This window comes from Streptomyces sp. RLA123 (genome assembly GCF_056270165.1).
This window is the reverse complement of record NZ_JBWDOR010000003.1, coordinates 1514669-1531041: the sequence shown is the minus strand read 5'-3', so window position 1 is coordinate 1531041 and position 16373 is coordinate 1514669. Positions and strand designations below refer to the sequence as shown.

15 protein-coding genes are annotated in these 16373 nt (G+C 72.8%); 9 read left to right on the top strand and 6 right to left on the bottom strand.

The window, feature by feature from the left end; translation table 11 throughout:
- Positions 1–82 precede the first annotated feature (82 nt).
- Both RV983_RS07025 and RV983_RS07020 read left to right on the top strand, forming a co-directional pair.
- Positions 83–1576: an MFS transporter gene (locus RV983_RS07025; RefSeq protein WP_475984919.1), complete on the top strand. Its 1494-nt coding sequence runs from the start codon at positions 83–85 to the stop codon at positions 1574–1576.
- Positions 1573–2166: a TetR/AcrR family transcriptional regulator gene (locus tag RV983_RS07020; RefSeq protein WP_475984918.1), complete on the top strand. Its 594-nt coding sequence runs from the start codon at positions 1573–1575 to the stop codon at positions 2164–2166. The genes RV983_RS07025 and RV983_RS07020 overlap by 4 nt, the downstream gene beginning before the upstream one ends.
- Positions 2167–2279: 113 nt before the next feature.
- On the opposite strand, the gene RV983_RS07015 is transcribed toward RV983_RS07020, so the two are convergent.
- The gene (locus RV983_RS07015) at positions 2280–2489 is read right to left on the bottom strand and encodes a hypothetical protein (protein WP_475984917.1); all 210 of its coding nucleotides are present in this window, start codon (positions 2487–2489) and stop codon (positions 2280–2282) included.
- Positions 2490–2686: 197 nt separating this feature from the next.
- Here RV983_RS07015 and RV983_RS07010 point away from each other — a divergent pair, with 197 nt between their 5' ends.
- The gene (locus tag RV983_RS07010; RefSeq protein WP_475984916.1) at positions 2687–5143 is read left to right on the top strand and encodes a helicase-associated domain-containing protein; all 2457 of its coding nucleotides are present in this window, start codon (positions 2687–2689) and stop codon (positions 5141–5143) included.
- A gap of 30 nt (positions 5144–5173) precedes the next feature.
- Here the strand turns inward: RV983_RS07010 and RV983_RS07005 are convergent, their stop codons facing one another.
- From RV983_RS07005 to RV983_RS06995, 3 genes are all read right to left on the bottom strand, one after another.
- Entirely contained in the window at positions 5174–7021 is a 1848-nt protein-coding gene (locus RV983_RS07005; protein ID WP_475984915.1) for an ABC transporter ATP-binding protein, read from the bottom strand.
- Positions 7022–7230: 209 nt separating this feature from the next.
- Entirely contained in the window at positions 7231–7710 is a 480-nt protein-coding gene (locus tag RV983_RS07000) for a ribosomal maturation YjgA family protein (protein WP_475984914.1), read from the bottom strand.
- On the bottom strand, positions 7707–8243 hold the full coding sequence (locus tag RV983_RS06995; RefSeq protein WP_475984913.1) for a GNAT family N-acetyltransferase: 537 nt from the start codon (positions 8241–8243) through the stop codon (positions 7707–7709). The genes RV983_RS07000 and RV983_RS06995 overlap by 4 nt, the downstream gene beginning before the upstream one ends.
- Positions 8244–8491: 248 nt before the next feature.
- On the opposite strand from RV983_RS06995, the gene rox reads away from it, so the two are divergent.
- Complete coding sequence (gene rox / locus RV983_RS06990) at positions 8492–9919, top strand: rifampin monooxygenase (RefSeq protein ID WP_475990238.1); 1428 nt, start codon at positions 8492–8494, stop codon at positions 9917–9919.
- A 262-nt stretch (positions 9920–10181) separates the two neighbouring features.
- Positions 10182–11429 (top strand): phosphodiester glycosidase family protein, encoded by a 1248-nt coding sequence (locus RV983_RS06985; protein WP_475984912.1) that lies wholly within the window; start codon positions 10182–10184, stop codon positions 11427–11429.
- A gap of 57 nt (positions 11430–11486) precedes the next feature.
- Here the strand turns inward: RV983_RS06985 and RV983_RS06980 are convergent, their stop codons facing one another.
- A complete protein-coding gene (locus tag RV983_RS06980; protein ID WP_475984911.1) occupies positions 11487–12581 on the bottom strand; it encodes a DNA polymerase III subunit beta family protein in 1095 nt (364 codons plus the stop codon).
- A 259-nt stretch (positions 12582–12840) separates the two neighbouring features.
- Here RV983_RS06980 and RV983_RS06975 point away from each other — a divergent pair, with 259 nt between their 5' ends.
- Positions 12841–13680 carry an endonuclease/exonuclease/phosphatase family protein gene (locus tag RV983_RS06975; protein WP_475984910.1) on the top strand — a complete coding sequence of 280 codons (840 nt, stop codon included), beginning with the start codon at positions 12841–12843 and terminating at the stop codon, positions 13678–13680.
- Here RV983_RS06975 and RV983_RS06970 read toward each other — a convergent pair whose 3' ends face one another.
- A complete protein-coding gene (locus RV983_RS06970; protein ID WP_475984909.1) occupies positions 13681–14565 on the bottom strand; it encodes a metallophosphoesterase family protein in 885 nt (294 codons plus the stop codon). It lies immediately after the preceding gene.
- A gap of 127 nt (positions 14566–14692) precedes the next feature.
- Between RV983_RS06970 and RV983_RS06965 the strand changes: the two genes are divergently transcribed.
- The 3 genes from RV983_RS06965 (at position 14693) to RV983_RS06955 (ending at position 16372) form a co-directional block, all read left to right on the top strand.
- The gene (locus RV983_RS06965; protein WP_475984908.1) at positions 14693–15187 is read left to right on the top strand and encodes a MarR family winged helix-turn-helix transcriptional regulator; all 495 of its coding nucleotides are present in this window, start codon (positions 14693–14695) and stop codon (positions 15185–15187) included.
- Between the two features lie 149 nt (positions 15188–15336).
- Positions 15337–15783 (top strand): VOC family protein, encoded by a 447-nt coding sequence (locus RV983_RS06960; protein ID WP_475984907.1) that lies wholly within the window; start codon positions 15337–15339, stop codon positions 15781–15783.
- A 190-nt stretch (positions 15784–15973) separates the two neighbouring features.
- Positions 15974–16372, top strand: a complete 399-nt coding sequence (locus tag RV983_RS06955) for a hypothetical protein (protein ID WP_475984906.1) — start codon at positions 15974–15976, stop codon at positions 16370–16372.
- Position 16373: the final 1 nt, after the last annotated feature.

Below are 16373 nucleotides of genomic sequence, written 5' to 3'. Positions count from 1 at the left end.
GCGGCCGCGAGGTTGGTGAATGGCAATTCACCCGATACGGTGAATTGCCGTTCACCGACCGCTCGCCTCGTCTGGAGACGTCATGGCCCAGCCCGCCCCGGTACCCGACACGACCCGTACCGGGCCCGCCCCGGGCGGCCTGCGCAAGCGTCTGACCGTGCCGGTGCTGGCCTTCGGCGGCATCCTCATGGCTGTCATGCAGACCGTGGTCGTCCCGCTGCTGCCGGACCTGCCACGGCTCACCCACTCCTCGGCGGGCACCGTCTCCTGGATGGTCACGGCCACCCTCCTGTCCGGCGCCGTGCTCACCCCGGTGCTCGGCCGCGCCGGGGACATGTACGGCAAGCGCCGGGTGCTGACGGGGGCTCTGGCCCTGATGACGCTCGGCTCCGTGATGTGCGCCCTGTCCTCGCAGATCTGGGTCCTGATCGCGGCCCGGGCGCTGCAGGGCGCCGCGGCCGCCGTGGTGCCGCTGTCGATCAGCGTGCTGCGGGACGAACTGCCGCCCGAGCGGCGCGGTTCTGCGGTGGCGATGATGAGCTCCACGGTCGGCATCGGCGCCGCCCTCGGTCTGCCGCTGGCCGCGCTGGTCGTGCAGTACGCCGACTGGCACACCATGTTCTGGCTGACCAGCGCGCTGGGCGCGCTGGGTGTGGCCGGTGTGTGGTGGGCGGTCGCGGACTCGCGGCAACGGGAGAGCGGCCGGTTCGACGTCGTCGGGGCGCTGGGGCTGGCCGCGGGGCTGATCTGCCTGCTGCTCGCCGTGTCCCAGGGCGGGCAGTGGGGCTGGGGCAGCGGCCGGATCGTCGGCCTGTTCGTCGCGGCGGTGATCGTGCTCGCGCTGTGGTGGCTGCATCAGCTGCGCTCCGCGCAGCCGCTGGTCGACCTGCGCCTCGCGTCCGGCGCCCGGGTCGGGCTCTCCCACGTGGCGGCGATGCTCACCGGCTTCGCCTTCTACGCCAACTCGCTCGTCACCGCGCAACTGGTCCAGGCGCCCAAGGCGAGCGGATACGGCCTTGGCCTGACCGTCTTCGAGACCGGTCTGTGCCTGCTGCCCGCGGGCCTCACCATGCTGCTGCTGTCCCCGGTCTCCGCCCGGATATCCGCCGCCCGCGGTCCGCGCGTCACGCTGGCCCTCGGCGCGGCCGTCATCGCCTTCGGCTACGTGATACGCGTCGTGGACAGCCGCGACCTGTGGGTGATCCTGGTCGGGGCCACGGTGATCTCCAGCGGCACCACGCTGGCCTACTCGGCGCTGCCCACCCTGATCCTGCGGGCGGTGCCGGCCGAGCAGAGCGCCTCCGCCAACGGCGTCAACGTGCTGATGCGCACCATCGGTCAGGCCGTCTCGAGCGCGGCGGTGGCCGCCGTACTGATCCACCACACCAGCCCGGTCGCGGGAGTCCTGGTGCCGACGCTCCCGGGCTACCAGCTCGCCTTCGCGATGGCGGGCTTCGTCGCGGTCCTGGCCATCGCCGCCGCACTGTCGATCCCCGGCGACCGCGCACCGCGCGGTGCCCGGAAGACCGCCGGGACGGCGGGGCAGGCCAGGAGCGAGACCCTGGAGGACGTATGAGCGCCGCCGAGCCATCCCACGACGCCGGTACGGGCGTGCGCCGGGACGCCGAGGCGACCAGGGCCGCGATCCTGAAGGCCGTGCGCTACTTCCTGGCCCGGCAGCCGCACGCCGACATCACCCTGAAGGCGGTCGCCGAACGGGCCGGCGTCAGCCCGCCGTTGATCCTGAAGTACTTCGGCAGCAAGGACGCCCTGTTCGCCCGGGTGCTGTCCTTCGAGAGCGACGCGGAAGCACTCCTGGACGCACCGCTGGACCGGCTGGGCCACCACATGGTCCGCCACGTGCTGGAGACCCAGCGCCACCACGGCACCGACCCCGTGCTGCGGATCGTGTTCGCACCGCTCCATGGCGACTCGGGGGACGTCCTGCGCGACAACTTCCGCGCGCAGGTGAGCGAACAGCTCGCGCACCGCCTGACCGGCCCCGACGCCGGGCTGCGCGCCGAGCTCGCCATGGCCGTGCTGCTCGGCCTCGGCGTCATGTACGGCATCGCGAGGGGTCCGGCGATGCGGGAGTCCGGCACCGGCGACCTCGTCGGGCGGTACGGACCCCTGGTGCAGTCCCAGCTGACACCCGGCGCCGGATGAGGGCCTGACAGGCCTGGCACTCCGTCGCCCGCACCTGGGAGAGGGGCCGGGGACGCCACGCGCACGGCCGCCGGCGACCCACCGGCGGCCGTCCGCGTGAGTGCCGTGACAGGTCAGCGGCGCCCGAAGATCCGCTTGACGGAGCCCAGGCGGAGGAAGACCGTCTCGCCGGTGGCGTCGGCCAGGCCGTCGTTGTCGGTGACGGCGTAGACCTCGCCGTCGCCGCCGCGTCCGCCTGACCTGCGGTGGCCAGCGTGCCGGCGGCGACAGCCATGGTCGCGAGCACGGCATAGGTTCTCTTCGGTGGCATGATCAGCACGCAAATAGATGACAAAGACCGGCGGCGTCGACGGAGCGCTCCCGCGTGGTGATGGCCGCCCGGGCGGCTTGCCGTCGACTCGCGTCCCAGGTCCGGTCAACCCGCCGCACCGGCACCGCTCCGCCCCCATGGGCCGCAGGAGGGGCGCGAGTGCGGAACGTGAGCACGTTCCGGCGGCGGCGCTGCTCTAGGCTCGGACGCGTGAATGAGCGTACTGCCCTGGAGAGGTGGCTCGGCGGGCTCCCCGGCGAGCGTCTGACCGCCCTGCTGGAGGAGCGTGAACTGCCCGACGCCGCCGGCTACGTGCGGATCGCCACGTTCCGGCACCTGGCGGAACACCTGCTCACCGACGCCTCCGTGGAGCGCGCCGTCGCCGCCGGTACCGCGGGGGACGCGGAGTTGCTGGCGTCGGTGGCGGCCAGGGCCCTGGAGACGTACGGGCCGGTCGCCGTACCGGAGCAGGCCGCGTACACCTGGCGGCCGGAGCCGCCCCGGGTGGACTCCTACGAACGGCTGGTGCCCGAGACCGACGTACTGGACTGGCTCGAACGGGGCGGGACGTCCCGCGCGCACCTGACGGCGGCGCTCGACCGGTTGCGGGATCGCGCACTGCTGCTGCCCGCTCCTCCCGGCCAGTTGGCGCTGCCGTCGCTGCTGCATCGGTGGGCCGCCCGGATGGACGGCTACGGCAGGCCGCTGGACACCCTCCTGACGCGGGCCTACAACGCGCCCGAGGTCAAACGGATCGCCGCCGTACTCGGCATCGACCAGCGCACCCGCGCCGACGCGCAAACGGCGATCGGCGCCCTGCTCGCGGACGCCGGCCGGGTACGGGAACTGGTGGCCACCGCTCCGGCGGCGGCGCACGACCTGCTGGACCACATGGTGCAGGGGCCGCCGCTGCTGCGCACCCACTGCTTCGTCTCCCGGTACGGGGGTTACGCGGGCGGCCCGGACGACAAGTACGCGTTCCGGGACGGCGGCAGCGGGGACGAGGGCACCGACTGGCTCGCGGAACGCGGCATGGTGGTGCCGGTCGGACCCGATCTGGTGGAGATGCCGTACGAGGTGGGACACGCCCTGCGGCTCGATCAGCGCGCCCCGTCCCTGAGCCTGGAAGCCGAACCGCTCACCTGCGTGGCCGTGTTGCCCCACGACTGGGACGGGCAGGGCGCGATGGCCGCGGGGGCCGCCGCATGGCGCGCGGAACTGGTGCTGCGGGAACTGGCCGCGCATCCCGTGGCGGTGCGCAAGGCCGGCGGGATCGCCGTGCGCGACACCAGGCGGCTGGCCAAGTCGGCAGGGACGAGCGAGGAGCACACCCGGCTCTGGCTCGACCTGGCGGTGAACGCCGGCCTCGCCGCGCCCAAGGACGACGAACCGGAACCCGCGGTGCGCGGCCGGGGGAGGGGGCGTACGCGCCCCGGCGGGCCGAAGCCCTCGGCACGGCTGCTCGCCAGCGACCGGTACGACGCGTGGGCGGCGGCCCCGCCCGCCGGGAAACTGCTGCCGCTGACGGCCGCCTGGGCCGTGGTGCCGGAGGTGCTCACCCACTGGCCGGAGGACGACGAGACCCCGGTGGCGCTGATCAGCCCCCAGGATCCGTACGCCGTACCGCTGCGGCACGGCGTGCTGCGGGCTCTGGCCACGCTGCCGGACGGATACGGCCTGGTCGTCGATGAGGCGGGACGCGCCGAACTCCTCGAGTGCGCCGCCTGGTTCCAGCCGGTGCTGGGAGCGCCCCACGCCGATCACGACGAAGAGGAGGAGGCCCTGCCGGGGCGGCTCGAGGCCACCTTGGCCGAGGCCGAGTTGCTCGGCCTGGTTTCCCACGGCGCGCTCACCGGGGCCGGGCGCGCGGTCGCCGGCCTCCTGGAAGCCGGGGCCGCCCGCCACTACCCGGCCGTCCCGGGGGCGGACGCCGACCCGGCGGCCGAGGGCACCGGCCGGCTGGGAGAGGGCCTGGCCGCGCGACCGGCACTGGCCGAGGCGGTGGCGGCCCTGCGCAAGGCCCTGCACTCGATGCTCCCGGCGCCCAGCACCACGGCCCGGTTCCAGGCGGACTCCACCGCCACGGTGACCGGTGCCCCCGCCCCCGACCTGGCCGGACTCCTCTCCGCGGTCGGCGACATCGAGTCCGAGGGGCACGCCGTGGTCTGGCGCATCACCCCCGCCTCGCTGCGCCGCGCCTTCGACGCGGGGTGGAGTGCCGACGAGATCCTCGAACGCCTCACCGCGGTCTGCGAGTCCGGCACCGGACTGCCGCAGCCGCTGGCGTACACGGTCAAGGACATCGCCCGCGGCCACGGGCGGCTGCGCGTGGTGCGCTCCGCCTGCTGCGTCCGCTCCGACGACACGGCACTGATCGCCGAGGTCGCCCAGACCCGCGGCCTGGCCAAGCTGGGCCTGCGGCGCATCGCGCCGACCGTGCTGATCTCCACCGCACCGCCGGACGAGACCCTCACCGCCCTGCGCACCGCCGGCTACGCCCCGGCCCTGGAGGCCGAGACCGGCACGACCGTCCTGGAACGCGTGTCGGCGGAACGGTCCCGCTCCCTGGTCCCGGCCCTGGACCGGGTGCCCGCGCAGCACGACGGCCGCCGGGTTCCCGGGGCGCCCTCCTCGGCCCGGGAACTGGCGGACGTGCTGCGCGCCTGACGGGAGCGTGTGCGGGCGGCCCCCACCCCGTCAGGACGCGGTGGGGGTCACCGCGCGCTCCCGCGGGGTGTCCTCGAGGAAGCCCCCCGACTGGTGCTGCCACAGCTTGGCGTAGGCGCCCTCCGAGGCGAGCAGTTCCAGGTGGGTGCCCTGCTCGACGATGCGCCCGCGGTCGAGGACGACGAGCCGGTCCATGCCGGCGACCGTGCTCAGCCGGTGCGCCACCACGAGTGCGGTGCGCCCCTCCATGAGCCGCCACAGCGCCTCCTGGACCAGGACCTCGCTCTCGGAGTCCAGGGCACTGGTCGCCTCGTCGAGCAGCAGGATCGGCGCGTCGCGCAGGATCGCCCTGGCGAGGGCGACCCGCTGGCGCTGCCCGCCGGAGAGTTTGACCCCGCGCTCGCCCACCATGGTGTCGAAGCCCTCCGGGAGCGCGTCGGCGAACTCCGTGACGTGGGCCGCCTCGGCCGCGCGGCGGATCTCGGCCTCGGAGGCCTCCGGCCGGGCGAACGCGATGTTGTCCCGCAGCGTGCGGTGGAACATCGCGGGGTCCTGCGGCACATAGGCGATCAGGCCGCGCAGATCGGCCTGGCGCAGGCTGCTGATGTCCTGGCCCCCGACGAGGATGCGGCCGGAGTCGATGTCCTTCATCCGCAGCAGGAGCCGCGTCAGCGTGCTCTTGCCGCCGCCGGACCGGCCGACGAGACCGATCTTCTCCCCGCCGGGCACCGCCAGGTCGAGGCCCTCGAAGAGCGGCTCCGCGCCCGCGTGGGTGAAGGTCACCTGCTCGAAGTGAACGTCGGCGGACCGGTTCGACCGGTTCCGCAGCGGTTCCGGCGAGACCGGGTCGAGCACCGTCGCCGGGGTCATGAGCAGTTCGGTGAACTGCGCCGCCTCCGTCATCGAGCTCTCCAGACGGCGGTAGATCTGGTTGAACTCGAACATGATCCGGGTGGCGTTGCTGTAGTAGGTGAAGGCGACCACGATCGCCTCCACACTGTGCGCGCCGCTGTGCCCGCCGCTGCCGAGGGTGATCGCGAGCAGCAGGCCCAGGCCGTTGGTCAGCACGGACAGCGGCGCGACCAGCGTGTCGATGCGCAGGTTGCCGTAGTCCCACGACCGCAGGGTGAGCCGCCGCGACTCCGCCACTCGGGACCGGTGCTCGGCCGCCTCGCGTTCCTCGGCGGCGAACGCCCGGACCGTGTCCATGTTGGTCAGGCTGTCGGCGACATGGCCCGACACCCGGGCCACCGCGGCCTCGCGCTGGCTCACGAGCGCCTGGCGGCGGCGGATCAGCGGGGCCACGCACAGCGCCGTCAGCACGATCATCGTCACGAGCCCGACGACGAGCAGCGGTTCGTAGCGCCACAGCACCACCGAGCCGAACAGCAGCGGCACGAGACTGCCGACGATCTGGAACGTGACGGTGTCGACGACCTCCTCGAACCGGGAGGCGAAACTCAGCACCCGCTTGGTCAGCGACCCGGCGAAGTTGTCGTGGAAGAACGCCGCGTCCTTGGCGAACAACTCGTCCATGCCGACGACGTACAGGTGCTCGATGCCGAGGGCGTCGAGGCGGTTCAGGCAGTGCAGGCCGAGCCGCCACAGGGCCTCGGCGAGCAGCAGCACGCCGGCGAAGCCGAGGACGTAGGGCATGGCCGTCGCGAAGCCGAAGGCGGTCCCGCCGGCGACGCGGCCGACGAGCTTGGCGACGATCAGCGGCGCGAGGTAGCTGATGCCGATGTTGCCCAGCGCCGGCAGGAACATGGCGGGCAGCGTCAGACGCCGGAGCCGGGACAGTTCCCTTCCGTAGTAACGAAGCGCGAGGGCGACCGAGCCTTTGCCCGGCGCGCCCGCATGTGCCTCAGACAGTCCCATCACAACCCCGTGTCGTCGTGCGGCGGCCCGCGACGTGCCGTTTCACGGGCCGTGCAGAGCCTGGTTCCGGTTCGAGTGAGTGCCCCGGCAGCGCAGGTGCGGGGAAGGGGAGTGTCCCGCGCCGGATTCCCCGGCGTCCAAGGATTTTCCCCGAATGGCGTACTTTCGGCCCTCTTCGCGGCGGACGCCGACGGCCTTGCCGCGGAACCTCATTGAGCCGGGTGAGCCGGGTGAGCCGGGTGCTCCGGGTGCGGCGGGTACCGGCGGAACAGGACGGACCCCACCGCCCCGTGGACGAGCAGGCCCGCTGCTGCGCCGATCGTGTACCAGAGCAGATCGGGAGCGTTGAAGGTGGAACCGAGCACAAGGCGGGCCGCGGTGCTCCGCTCGGAGAGCTCCGCCGGCACGTCGCTGAGCTGGAAGAACTCGACCGCCCAGCTGAGGGCCAGCGCGCTTCCGGCGGCCCTGAGGGGCGATACCCGCGGCGCCACCAGCACGACGAGTGCCAGCAGCAGAAGGGTGTACAGCGCGTCCCCGCCGTACTTGGCCACGCTCCCCGCCGCCACAGCCCTGAGCCCCAGGCCCGCGACGACGGTCGCCGCCGCGGCACCGGCCGCCACCAGACGGGTGGCCGGCACGGGCCCCGGCAGCCGGGTCCTCAACAGCCCTTCGGCGCGTGGGCCGTTCACGCCCGGGGCGTCCAGTCGCTCGCGAGGAGGCCGAGGACGGCCTCGTCCGCGTACACGCCGTACACCCAGGCGGCACTGCGCAGGGTTCCCTCGCGCACGAACCCGGCACTGGCCGCGGCGGCGATCATCGGGGCGTTGTCCGCGAGGGTCTCGATCTGGAGGCGCTGCAGTCCCCGGACGGTGAATCCGTACGTGCACAGCGTGTGCAGGACATCGGTGCTGAACCCGCGGCCGCGGAACGCCGGGCGCAAGGAGATGCCGATGTGAGCGGTCCTGTTGTGCATGTCGATGCCCCAGAGCAGGGCCTCGCCCATGAGTTCCCCCGACTCCAGCTCCACCACGGAGAACAGGGCTGCCTCGTCCGACGGATCGGTCACCGCGTAGGGCGATTGTCCCGAGCCCCGCGGGACGGGCCGCCACGGGCGGGAGTCGGCGCGCGACCGCATGGCCACGTCGTCGTACAGCTCGGAATGGAGGACGTCGACGTCGCTCTCCTGCCGGGCGCGCAGCCCGGTCTTCTCACCTTGCATCACAGGTGCATTGCTATACGAGGGAAAGCGGCCGATCAAGCGCGTTCTCCGGTGCCGTCCACCGGAGGACGGCACACATCAGCGACAGCAAAGAGAAAAGGCAAGGAGGTCACCCGCTCCTTGCCACTCTCAACTTATAGCGGACCGGGGGTCTTGCGGCAAGGCCCCGGTGGTGCCGCAGAATCTGCGGCCGAAGCCGGATCCCGCCGACATCGGGGATCGGCGAAATGCATGCGCTCTTGGGGGAATTCGTGATCGACGTCATCGTCGCCGGCGGCGGACCGACCGGCTTGATGCTGGCAGCGGAATTGCGGCTGCACGGCGTGCACGTGCTCGTGCTGGAGAAGGAGGCGGAGCCGGCCGCGTTCGTCCGCGCGCTCGGCCTGCACGTGCGCAGCATCGAGGTGATGGAGCAGCGCGGTCTGCTGGACCGGTTCCAGCCGCTGGGGAAGCAGTACGCGGTCGGCGGCTTCTTCGCCGCCATCACCAAGCCCTGGCCCGCCGGGCTGGACACCGCCCACCCCTATGTCCTGGGCATCCCGCAGCCCGCCACCGACCGCCTGCTGGCCGAGCGTGCCGTCGAGCTCGGCGCCGAGATCCGGCGCGGCCGCGAACTGACCGGGCTGAGCCAGGACGACCACGGGGTGACCGCCCGGCTGTCCGACGGCACGCAGCTGCGTTCGCGCTGGCTCGTCGGCTGCGACGGCGGGCGCAGCACGGTGCGCAAGCTGCTCGGCGTCGGCTTCCCCGGCGAGCCCACCAGGGTCGAGACGCTGCTGGGCGAGATGGAGGTGGCCGCGCCGCCGGACGAGGTGGCCGCCGTGGTGGCCGAAGTCCGCAAGACCCAGCAGCGGTTCGGCGTCGGGCCCCTCGGGGGCGGGGTGTACCGCGTGGTGGTGCCCGCCGAAGGGATTGCCGCGGACCGCTCGGTCCCGCCGACGCTCGACGAGGTCAAGCGGCAGCTGCGGGCCTTTGCCGGCACCGACTTCGGCATCCACTCGCCGCGCCGGCTGTCCCGGTTCGGCGACGCCACCCGGCAGGCCGAGCGCTATCGGACCGGCCGGGTGCTGCTGGCCGGTGACGCGGCACACATCCACCCGCCGACCGGCGGGCAGGGCCTCAACCTCGGTATCCAGGACGCGTTCAACCTCGGCTGGAAACTGGCCGCCGAGGTCAACGGCTGGGCGCCGCAGGGACTGTTGGACAGCTACCACGCCGAACGGCACCCGGTGGCCGCCGACGTACTGGACAACACCCGCGCGCAGATGGAGTTGCTGTCACCCGAGCCCGGCCCCCGCGCGGTCCGCCGGCTGCTGTCGGAACTGATGGACTTCGAGGACGTGAACCGGTACCTGATCGAGAAGATCACCGCGATCGGGGTCCGCTACGACTTCGGCGAGGGCCATGAACTGCTCGGCCGCCGGCTGCGGGACGTCCAGCTGAAGCAGGGGCGCCTGTACGCACTGATGCACGCGGGCCGCGGACTGCTGCTCGACCGGACCGGCCGGCTCTCGGTCGCGGGCTGGGCCGATCGCGTCGACCACGTGGTGGACGTCAGTGAGGAACTGGACGTGCCCGCCGTGCTGCTGCGGCCGGACGGCCATGTGGCATGGGCCGGTGACGACCAGGAGGATCTGCTCGCGCGGCTGCCCCGGTGGTTCGGCGCCGCCGCCGGCTGAGTGCGCGGTGGCGGCCGGGAGAGGGCGGGGCCTGCCCGGGCCCCGATCGCGGCGCGGCCGGTTCCGCGTCCCGCCGCCCCCAACCCTCCGCGGCCTTGCGCGGGTCCCCGGGCGCGCCCGGCGCTGACACACGACTTCCAGGACTCGGTAGGCCAAGATTCGCCGTCCCGTCAGAGAACTGCCACCGGCTATTCCTCCGGGCCCCTTCTCATGGCTCCGGCGGATATTCGTGCGCCATGCATGCAGATATGACGGGACTCACATGACCAGAATGACAGGACGGGCCCGTACGGCGGCCGCGTCCGTTGCGGCGACGCTCACGATGAGCGTGATGGTCCTGGGCGCCGGGATCACCCAGGCGGACGCCGTGGAGCGGGTCCGGCTGGCGGAGGACGTCACCGTCGCCCCGGGCATCACCTACCAGGCCTTCTCGGTGGCCGCCTCGCACGGCAAGGTCACCGGTCACGTGATCACCGCCGACCTGAGCGACCCCCGGGTCTCGGTCGGGATGCTGACCCCCGGCAAGGTCTCCGCCCGTACGAAGCTCTCCCAACTGGTCTCGGCACAGGGTGCGGTGGCCGGCGTCAACGCCGACTTCTTCAACATCGACGAGACGCAGCACCCCGGCGTGCCGGCCACGAACTCCGCGGTGGGCCCGGCCATCGACAACGGTGTGGCGCTCAAGTCCGCCGTCCCCAACGGCCAGCGGTTCGGACCGGGCCTGGCGCCCGGCACGTCCACCCGCGACGTCATCGGCGTCGACTACAAGAACCGGGCCCACCTGGACTCGCTGAGCTTCGACGGCTCCATCAAGGGGCACCGGGACAAGGAGCTCGGCCTCGACGGGTTCAACCAGTACGCGATCCCCGTCGGCGGCATCGGCGCCTTCACCTCCCAGTGGGGCGACATCTCGCGCGAGCGGGCCACGTGCGGCACCGACACCGTGCGGGCCGCCGCGTGCAGCACGGACGTCTACGAGGTGACCGTGCGCAACAACCGCGTGGTGTCCGGCTCGGACACCATCGGTGAGGGCGCCGTCGCCGAGGACTCGGTGGTCCTGGTCGGACGCGAGGCCGGCGCGGCTGAGCTGCGCTCGCTCGAGATCGGCGAGCACATCCGGGTCTCCGAGGACCTGGAGTCCGCCGGCGGCAACCGGCTGAAGTTCGCGGTCGGCGGCGCCCCGGTGCTGCGCGACGGCAAGCCGCTCGCCGGCCTGGACAACAAGGCCGTGGCGACCAGGACCGGAGCGGCCTTCGGCGACGACGGCCGGCTGCTGTACCTCCTGGTGCTGGACGGCACCGCGGAGAGCGGCGCCGGTCTGACCATCGCCGAACTCGCGGGCGTGTTCCAGAGCGTGGGCGCTGACAACGGCGTCAACCTGGACGGCGGCGGCTCCTCCACCCTGGTGACCCGTGACGAGGTGACCGGTAAGCCGGTGGTCCGCAACCACCCGACCGGCGGGGCCGAGCGTCCGGTCCCGGAGGGCATCGGGCTCTTCTCCCGCGCCTGACCGGTCGGCCCGGGCGGCCCGGGCGGTGCCGACGGCGCCGCCCGGGCCGGTGCCGGGTCAGTCCTCCAGGCGGACCGGCATCAGGAGCGAGAAGGTGTCCTCGGTGTCGGGCCTGCGGATCACCACGGGAGTGGTGGGGGCACCGAACTCCAGGATCAGCCGGTCGCGGGCTCCGGCGGCCAGGGCGTGCAGCAGGAAGTCGCGATTGACCGCGACATGGCCGGAGTCCCGCTCACCTTCGTCACCGTCCTCGCAGACCCGCACCGTGCCGTCGTCCGTCATCTCGAGCACGACGATGTCGAAGGACGCGCCGTCCTGGTCGCGCACCTCGCCCGCACGGACGGGGCCGGCCTCCACCGCCGCCCGCAGGGGCGGGACGTCGACGAGGGCGCGCCGCCCCGCCGGCACGGCGACGAGGCGACGGTAGTCGGGGAAGTCGTGACCGAGAGGCCGGCCGGCCGCCTGACGGTCCCCGGCCTCCAGGACCACGCGGTCACCGTCCACGGTGAGCTCGACGGACCCGCCGTCACTCAGCAGCGCCCGCATCGCGTCGGCGAGCGGGGACGGCACGACGACCTGCGTACGGGGCCCGTCGTGCCCGCTCGCAGCGGCTTGCCCGACCGCCATGCGGTACCGGTCGGTGGCCACCACGCGGAGCGTCCCCTCCTCGATGTCGAACAGGACACCGTCGAGCATCGGCAACTCCGGATCGGCACTGACGGCGAAGCGGACCGCGTCCAACGCCGCGGCCAGCTCGGGCGCGGGGACGGCCCACCGGGCGGTGGTGGGGGCACTGGACGACGTCATGGGGTTCTCCCTGTGTTCGAGAAGGGCTCGGACCGTGGAGAACTCGGCGCGCGCATCGGACAGCGTCCGTTCGAGACGGCGCAGATGCGACTCGAGCAACTGCCGCACCAGGTCGGTGTCCTGGCCCGACCAGCCGGCCAGCACCAGCCGGATGTCCGCCACCGGCATCCCGGCCCTGCGCAGCCTTGCCAGCAGCCGGGCCTCGTCCAGCTGCTCGGCGCCGTACCAGCGGTAGCCGCTCACGGGATCCACCCAGGCGGGGACCAGCACACCGGCCCGGTCGTAGAACCGAAGGGCGCTCACGCCCAGTCCGCTCTCCCGGGCCAGCTCACCGATACTGCGCATCTCGCTCTCCACACCCGGAACTCTCAGCCCTGCACCAAGTCGAGGGTCAAGCCCCGGCGGGCGGTTCGCACGCGAGCAGTATTCGGCCCGGGTTTCCCCCGTGGCAAGGCGGGCGATCCCCGGACGGGCACGTAGGCTGGAAGGGGCAAAGGTCCTGCACAGCGAGTGGGGGGACCGTTCACCTCGCGGTCACGGGTCTGCCGGGGGACACGATGACGATCGTGATCGTTCCTGACCCCGTCCCCCAGGAGGATCCCTCATGCTGCGCCGGGCCCTGTCCGCACTCGCGGCCGTCGTCGCGCTCACCACCGTCACCACCACCGGGATCGCCCAGGCGTCGGCCGCCGAGGGCAGAGGGTCGCGGGTACTGGACGTGATGACGTTCAACATCCACCACGCCCAGGGCACCGACGGCGTGCTCGACGTCCGGCGCATCGCGGAAGTCGTCCGCACGAGCGGCGCCGACGTGGTCGGGCTCCAGGAGGTGGACAGCCACTACTCCGGGCGCAGCGACTGGGCCGACCAGGCCGGCGAGCTGGCCGCGCTGCTGGGCTACGACGTGGCGTTCGGCGCGAACATCGACGACGAGCCGCCGACGCCCGGCGGGCACCGGATCCAGTACGGCACCGCGATCCTGTCCCGCTACGCGATCACGGAGTCGGACAACACCTGGCTGTACAAGTCGCCCGGCCAGGAGCAGCGCGGGCTGCTGCACGCCACGCTGGACGTCCGCGGCAAGGCGGTGCACTTCTACTGCACCCACCTGGCGGCCGGTTCGCAGGCCGACCGGCTGCAGCAGGCCCCGCAGATCGTCGACATGATCGGCGACACCGAGCCGGCGATCCTCGTGGGCGACTTCAACGCCGTCCCGAATGCGCCGGAGTCCCAGCCGCTCCAGCGCGCCTACACCGACGCATGGGCCAGGTCCGCGCACGGCCGCGGCGACGGGGCCACCTACCCCGCGGAGGCGCCGACCGAGCGGATCGACGACGTCTACACCACCGGCAAGGTGAAGCCGCTCGTCACGCGTGTCGTGCAGTCCGACCCGACGGCCTCGGACCACCTCCCGCTGGTCAGCAAGGTCGCCGTCGCCCCCTGATCAGGCGCCGGGCCGCAGCCGGTCGATGACCGAGCGGAGCTGGTCGCGGTCGAGCTCGTACACCGTCTCGCCCGCCCGCGGGTCGCGTGCCTGGAGCACGTGGAACAGCGGGGCGTACGGGCCTCCGAGGTCGACGAGGGTCGCCGAGGCCCCGCGAACGGCCCGCTCGGTCCCCGGCGCCGCCGTCAGGTCGATGCGGCTGAGGACTCCCGCGGTCACCCACACCGGGACGGACGCGAGGTGACCGAAGAGCTGGAGATGGAAGTGGCCGCACAGGACGAGCCGCACATCCGTGCCGCGCACGGCGTCCGCGAGCTCCGCCGCGTCCTGGAGGCCCAGGTTCTTCTGCACCTCGACGTCGAGGGTGACCGGCGGGTGGTGGAGGACCACCACGGACCCCTGGGGCGCGGGCACGGCCAGCACCTCGCGGAGCCAGTCGAGCTGTCGGGCGCCGACCCGTCCGTAGACCTTGCCGGGGACGAGCGAGTCGAGCGTGATGAAGCGGTGCCCGTCGATCACGCTCGCCGCGGCCCGCTCGCCCTCCGGGGAATCCACGACCGCGGTGGCCAGGTCGCCTCCGTCGACGCCGACGTGGCCACTGCCCAGGACCTTGGCGAAGGCGCCGCGCTCGTCGTGGTTGCCGGTGCAGAAGACCGCCGGGGCCCCCTTGCGCGAGGCGAACTCGCGCACCATGTCGCGCGCCGCGGAGTACGCCTCCGGTGAGCCGTCGTCGGCGACGTCCCCGCTGACGACGACGGCCCCGACGCCGGGTACGGCTTCCAGGTCGGTGAGCATCCTGCGCAGCGACTCCCTGGCGTTGATGCCGCGGGCGTTCGGCGCGTCGTCGGGGCCGATGTGGAGGTCGGACAGGTGAAGGATCCGCATCCCGGTCACGGTACTGAGGTCCTGACGCGACGTCATCTCCTCGATGGCGCGGTTCCGGGGCCGCGCCGCCGGGTCGTGCCGTCGTCCGGGTTGCCCTCTTGACCTGTCAAGGAGTTAAGGTGAAGGGATGCCGCCCCGGAAGCAGTCCCCGACGTCCCCGCAGTCGCTGCGGCCCCTCAGTGCGAGCGAGGAGGCTTTCGTGCGCGAGCTGAGCCGGGTGATGCTGGTGCTGCCCCGCTTGGTCGACAACGATCTGGTGCGCGAGGCCGGGCTGCCGCTCTCCGAGTACACGTCGCTGATGCACCTGTCCGAGGCCCCCGAGGCGCGGTTGCGGATGAGCGATCTCGCGGAGGCCTGCAATCTCTCCCTCAGCGGTGTGACCCGTGTCGTCATCCGGCTCGAGAAGCAGGGCTGGGTCGAGCGGGTCAAGTGCGCCGAAGACGGCCGCGGCTGGAACGCCGTACTGACCGATGCCGGGCTCGCCCGTCTGGAACGGGCCTGGCCCACGTTCCTGACCACCGTGCGGCAGCACCTCGTGGACCACTTCGACGGCCACGACCTCGCCCCGCTCACGGCCGCGCTGCGGAACGTCGCCGCCGGCGAACCGGCGGACCACAGCTGATTCCCCGGGCGGGCTCCCGGTAGGGCCCCATCCTGCGCACCCCTCTCCCTGTGGCGCGTCACTGCCTTGACAGGTGATGAAAGCATCAGTCATGCTCGTCACCAGTCAGACCAGTGATGAAATCCCCCCTGGAGAGATGGACGACGACGATGGACCTGAAGCTCGAAGTGCTCGTTCTGCCCGTCTCCGACGTCGACCGCGCCAAGCGCTTCTACGAGGAGGGCATGGGCTTCCGGCTGGACGTCGACTACGCCGACGCCAAGGGCTTCCGGGTCGTGCACCTGACGCCGCCCGGATCGCAGTGCTCCGTCCTCTTCGGTGACGACGTGACCACCGCGGCCCCGGGCTCCGCTCAGGGCCTGCACATCGTCGTCACGGACATCGAGCAGGCCCGGACCGAGCTCGTCGGCCGCGGCGTCGAGGTCGGCGAGGTCTTCCACGACGCGGGCGGCGTCTTCCACCACGCGGGGGACAAGGACCGGGTCAGCGGCCCGCACCCCGAGCGTGCGAGCTACGGGTCCTTCGCGGCGTTCAGCGACCCGGACGGCAACGAGTGGGTGCTCCAGGAAGTGACCACACGGCTCCCCGGCCGCTGAGCGGACGCGTACGCGCACCCGGAAGGCGCGGAAAACCCAGGAGCGCGGCCGGGACGTCCCGCAGCGACGTCGTCGTCATCGGCGCCCGCCCGGTCGGCGCGAACGCCGCGGAGCGGACCCGGTCCGGCTTCGGGCAGCCCGGCGGAGGCTGCCCGAACCCTGGCCCTTGCCGGTCGGGCAGACTGCGCGCATGCAGCTCTCCGCCGAGGCCCTCGCCGACACCGCGCTGATCGAGGTCGTGCGGATCTCCGGCCTTCCCGCCGGGCCGGGCGCCCCCTACCGCGGTGGGACGGTTGCCCTCTGGGCTGGGGGCGAGGCCGCGGACGCCGTGGCCCTGATCGGGACCCTGCCCGAAAGCGTGCAGCACCGCTGCGGTTTCTCGCCGGGCTGGGGCATCCGGGCGTACGACGCCTCCCTCGAACCGGCCCTGTTCGAGGCGGCGTTCTGCTTCTCCTGCCACGAGGTCCGCATGCACGGTCCCGCGGTGCCGCCCGCCCTGGCCAAGCAGTTCTTCGACGCGGACGCCCCGCAGGCACTGGCGCTACTGACCCTGTTCCGGGCGGCCGCGCCGAACCGCCCGGTCGGGTGAG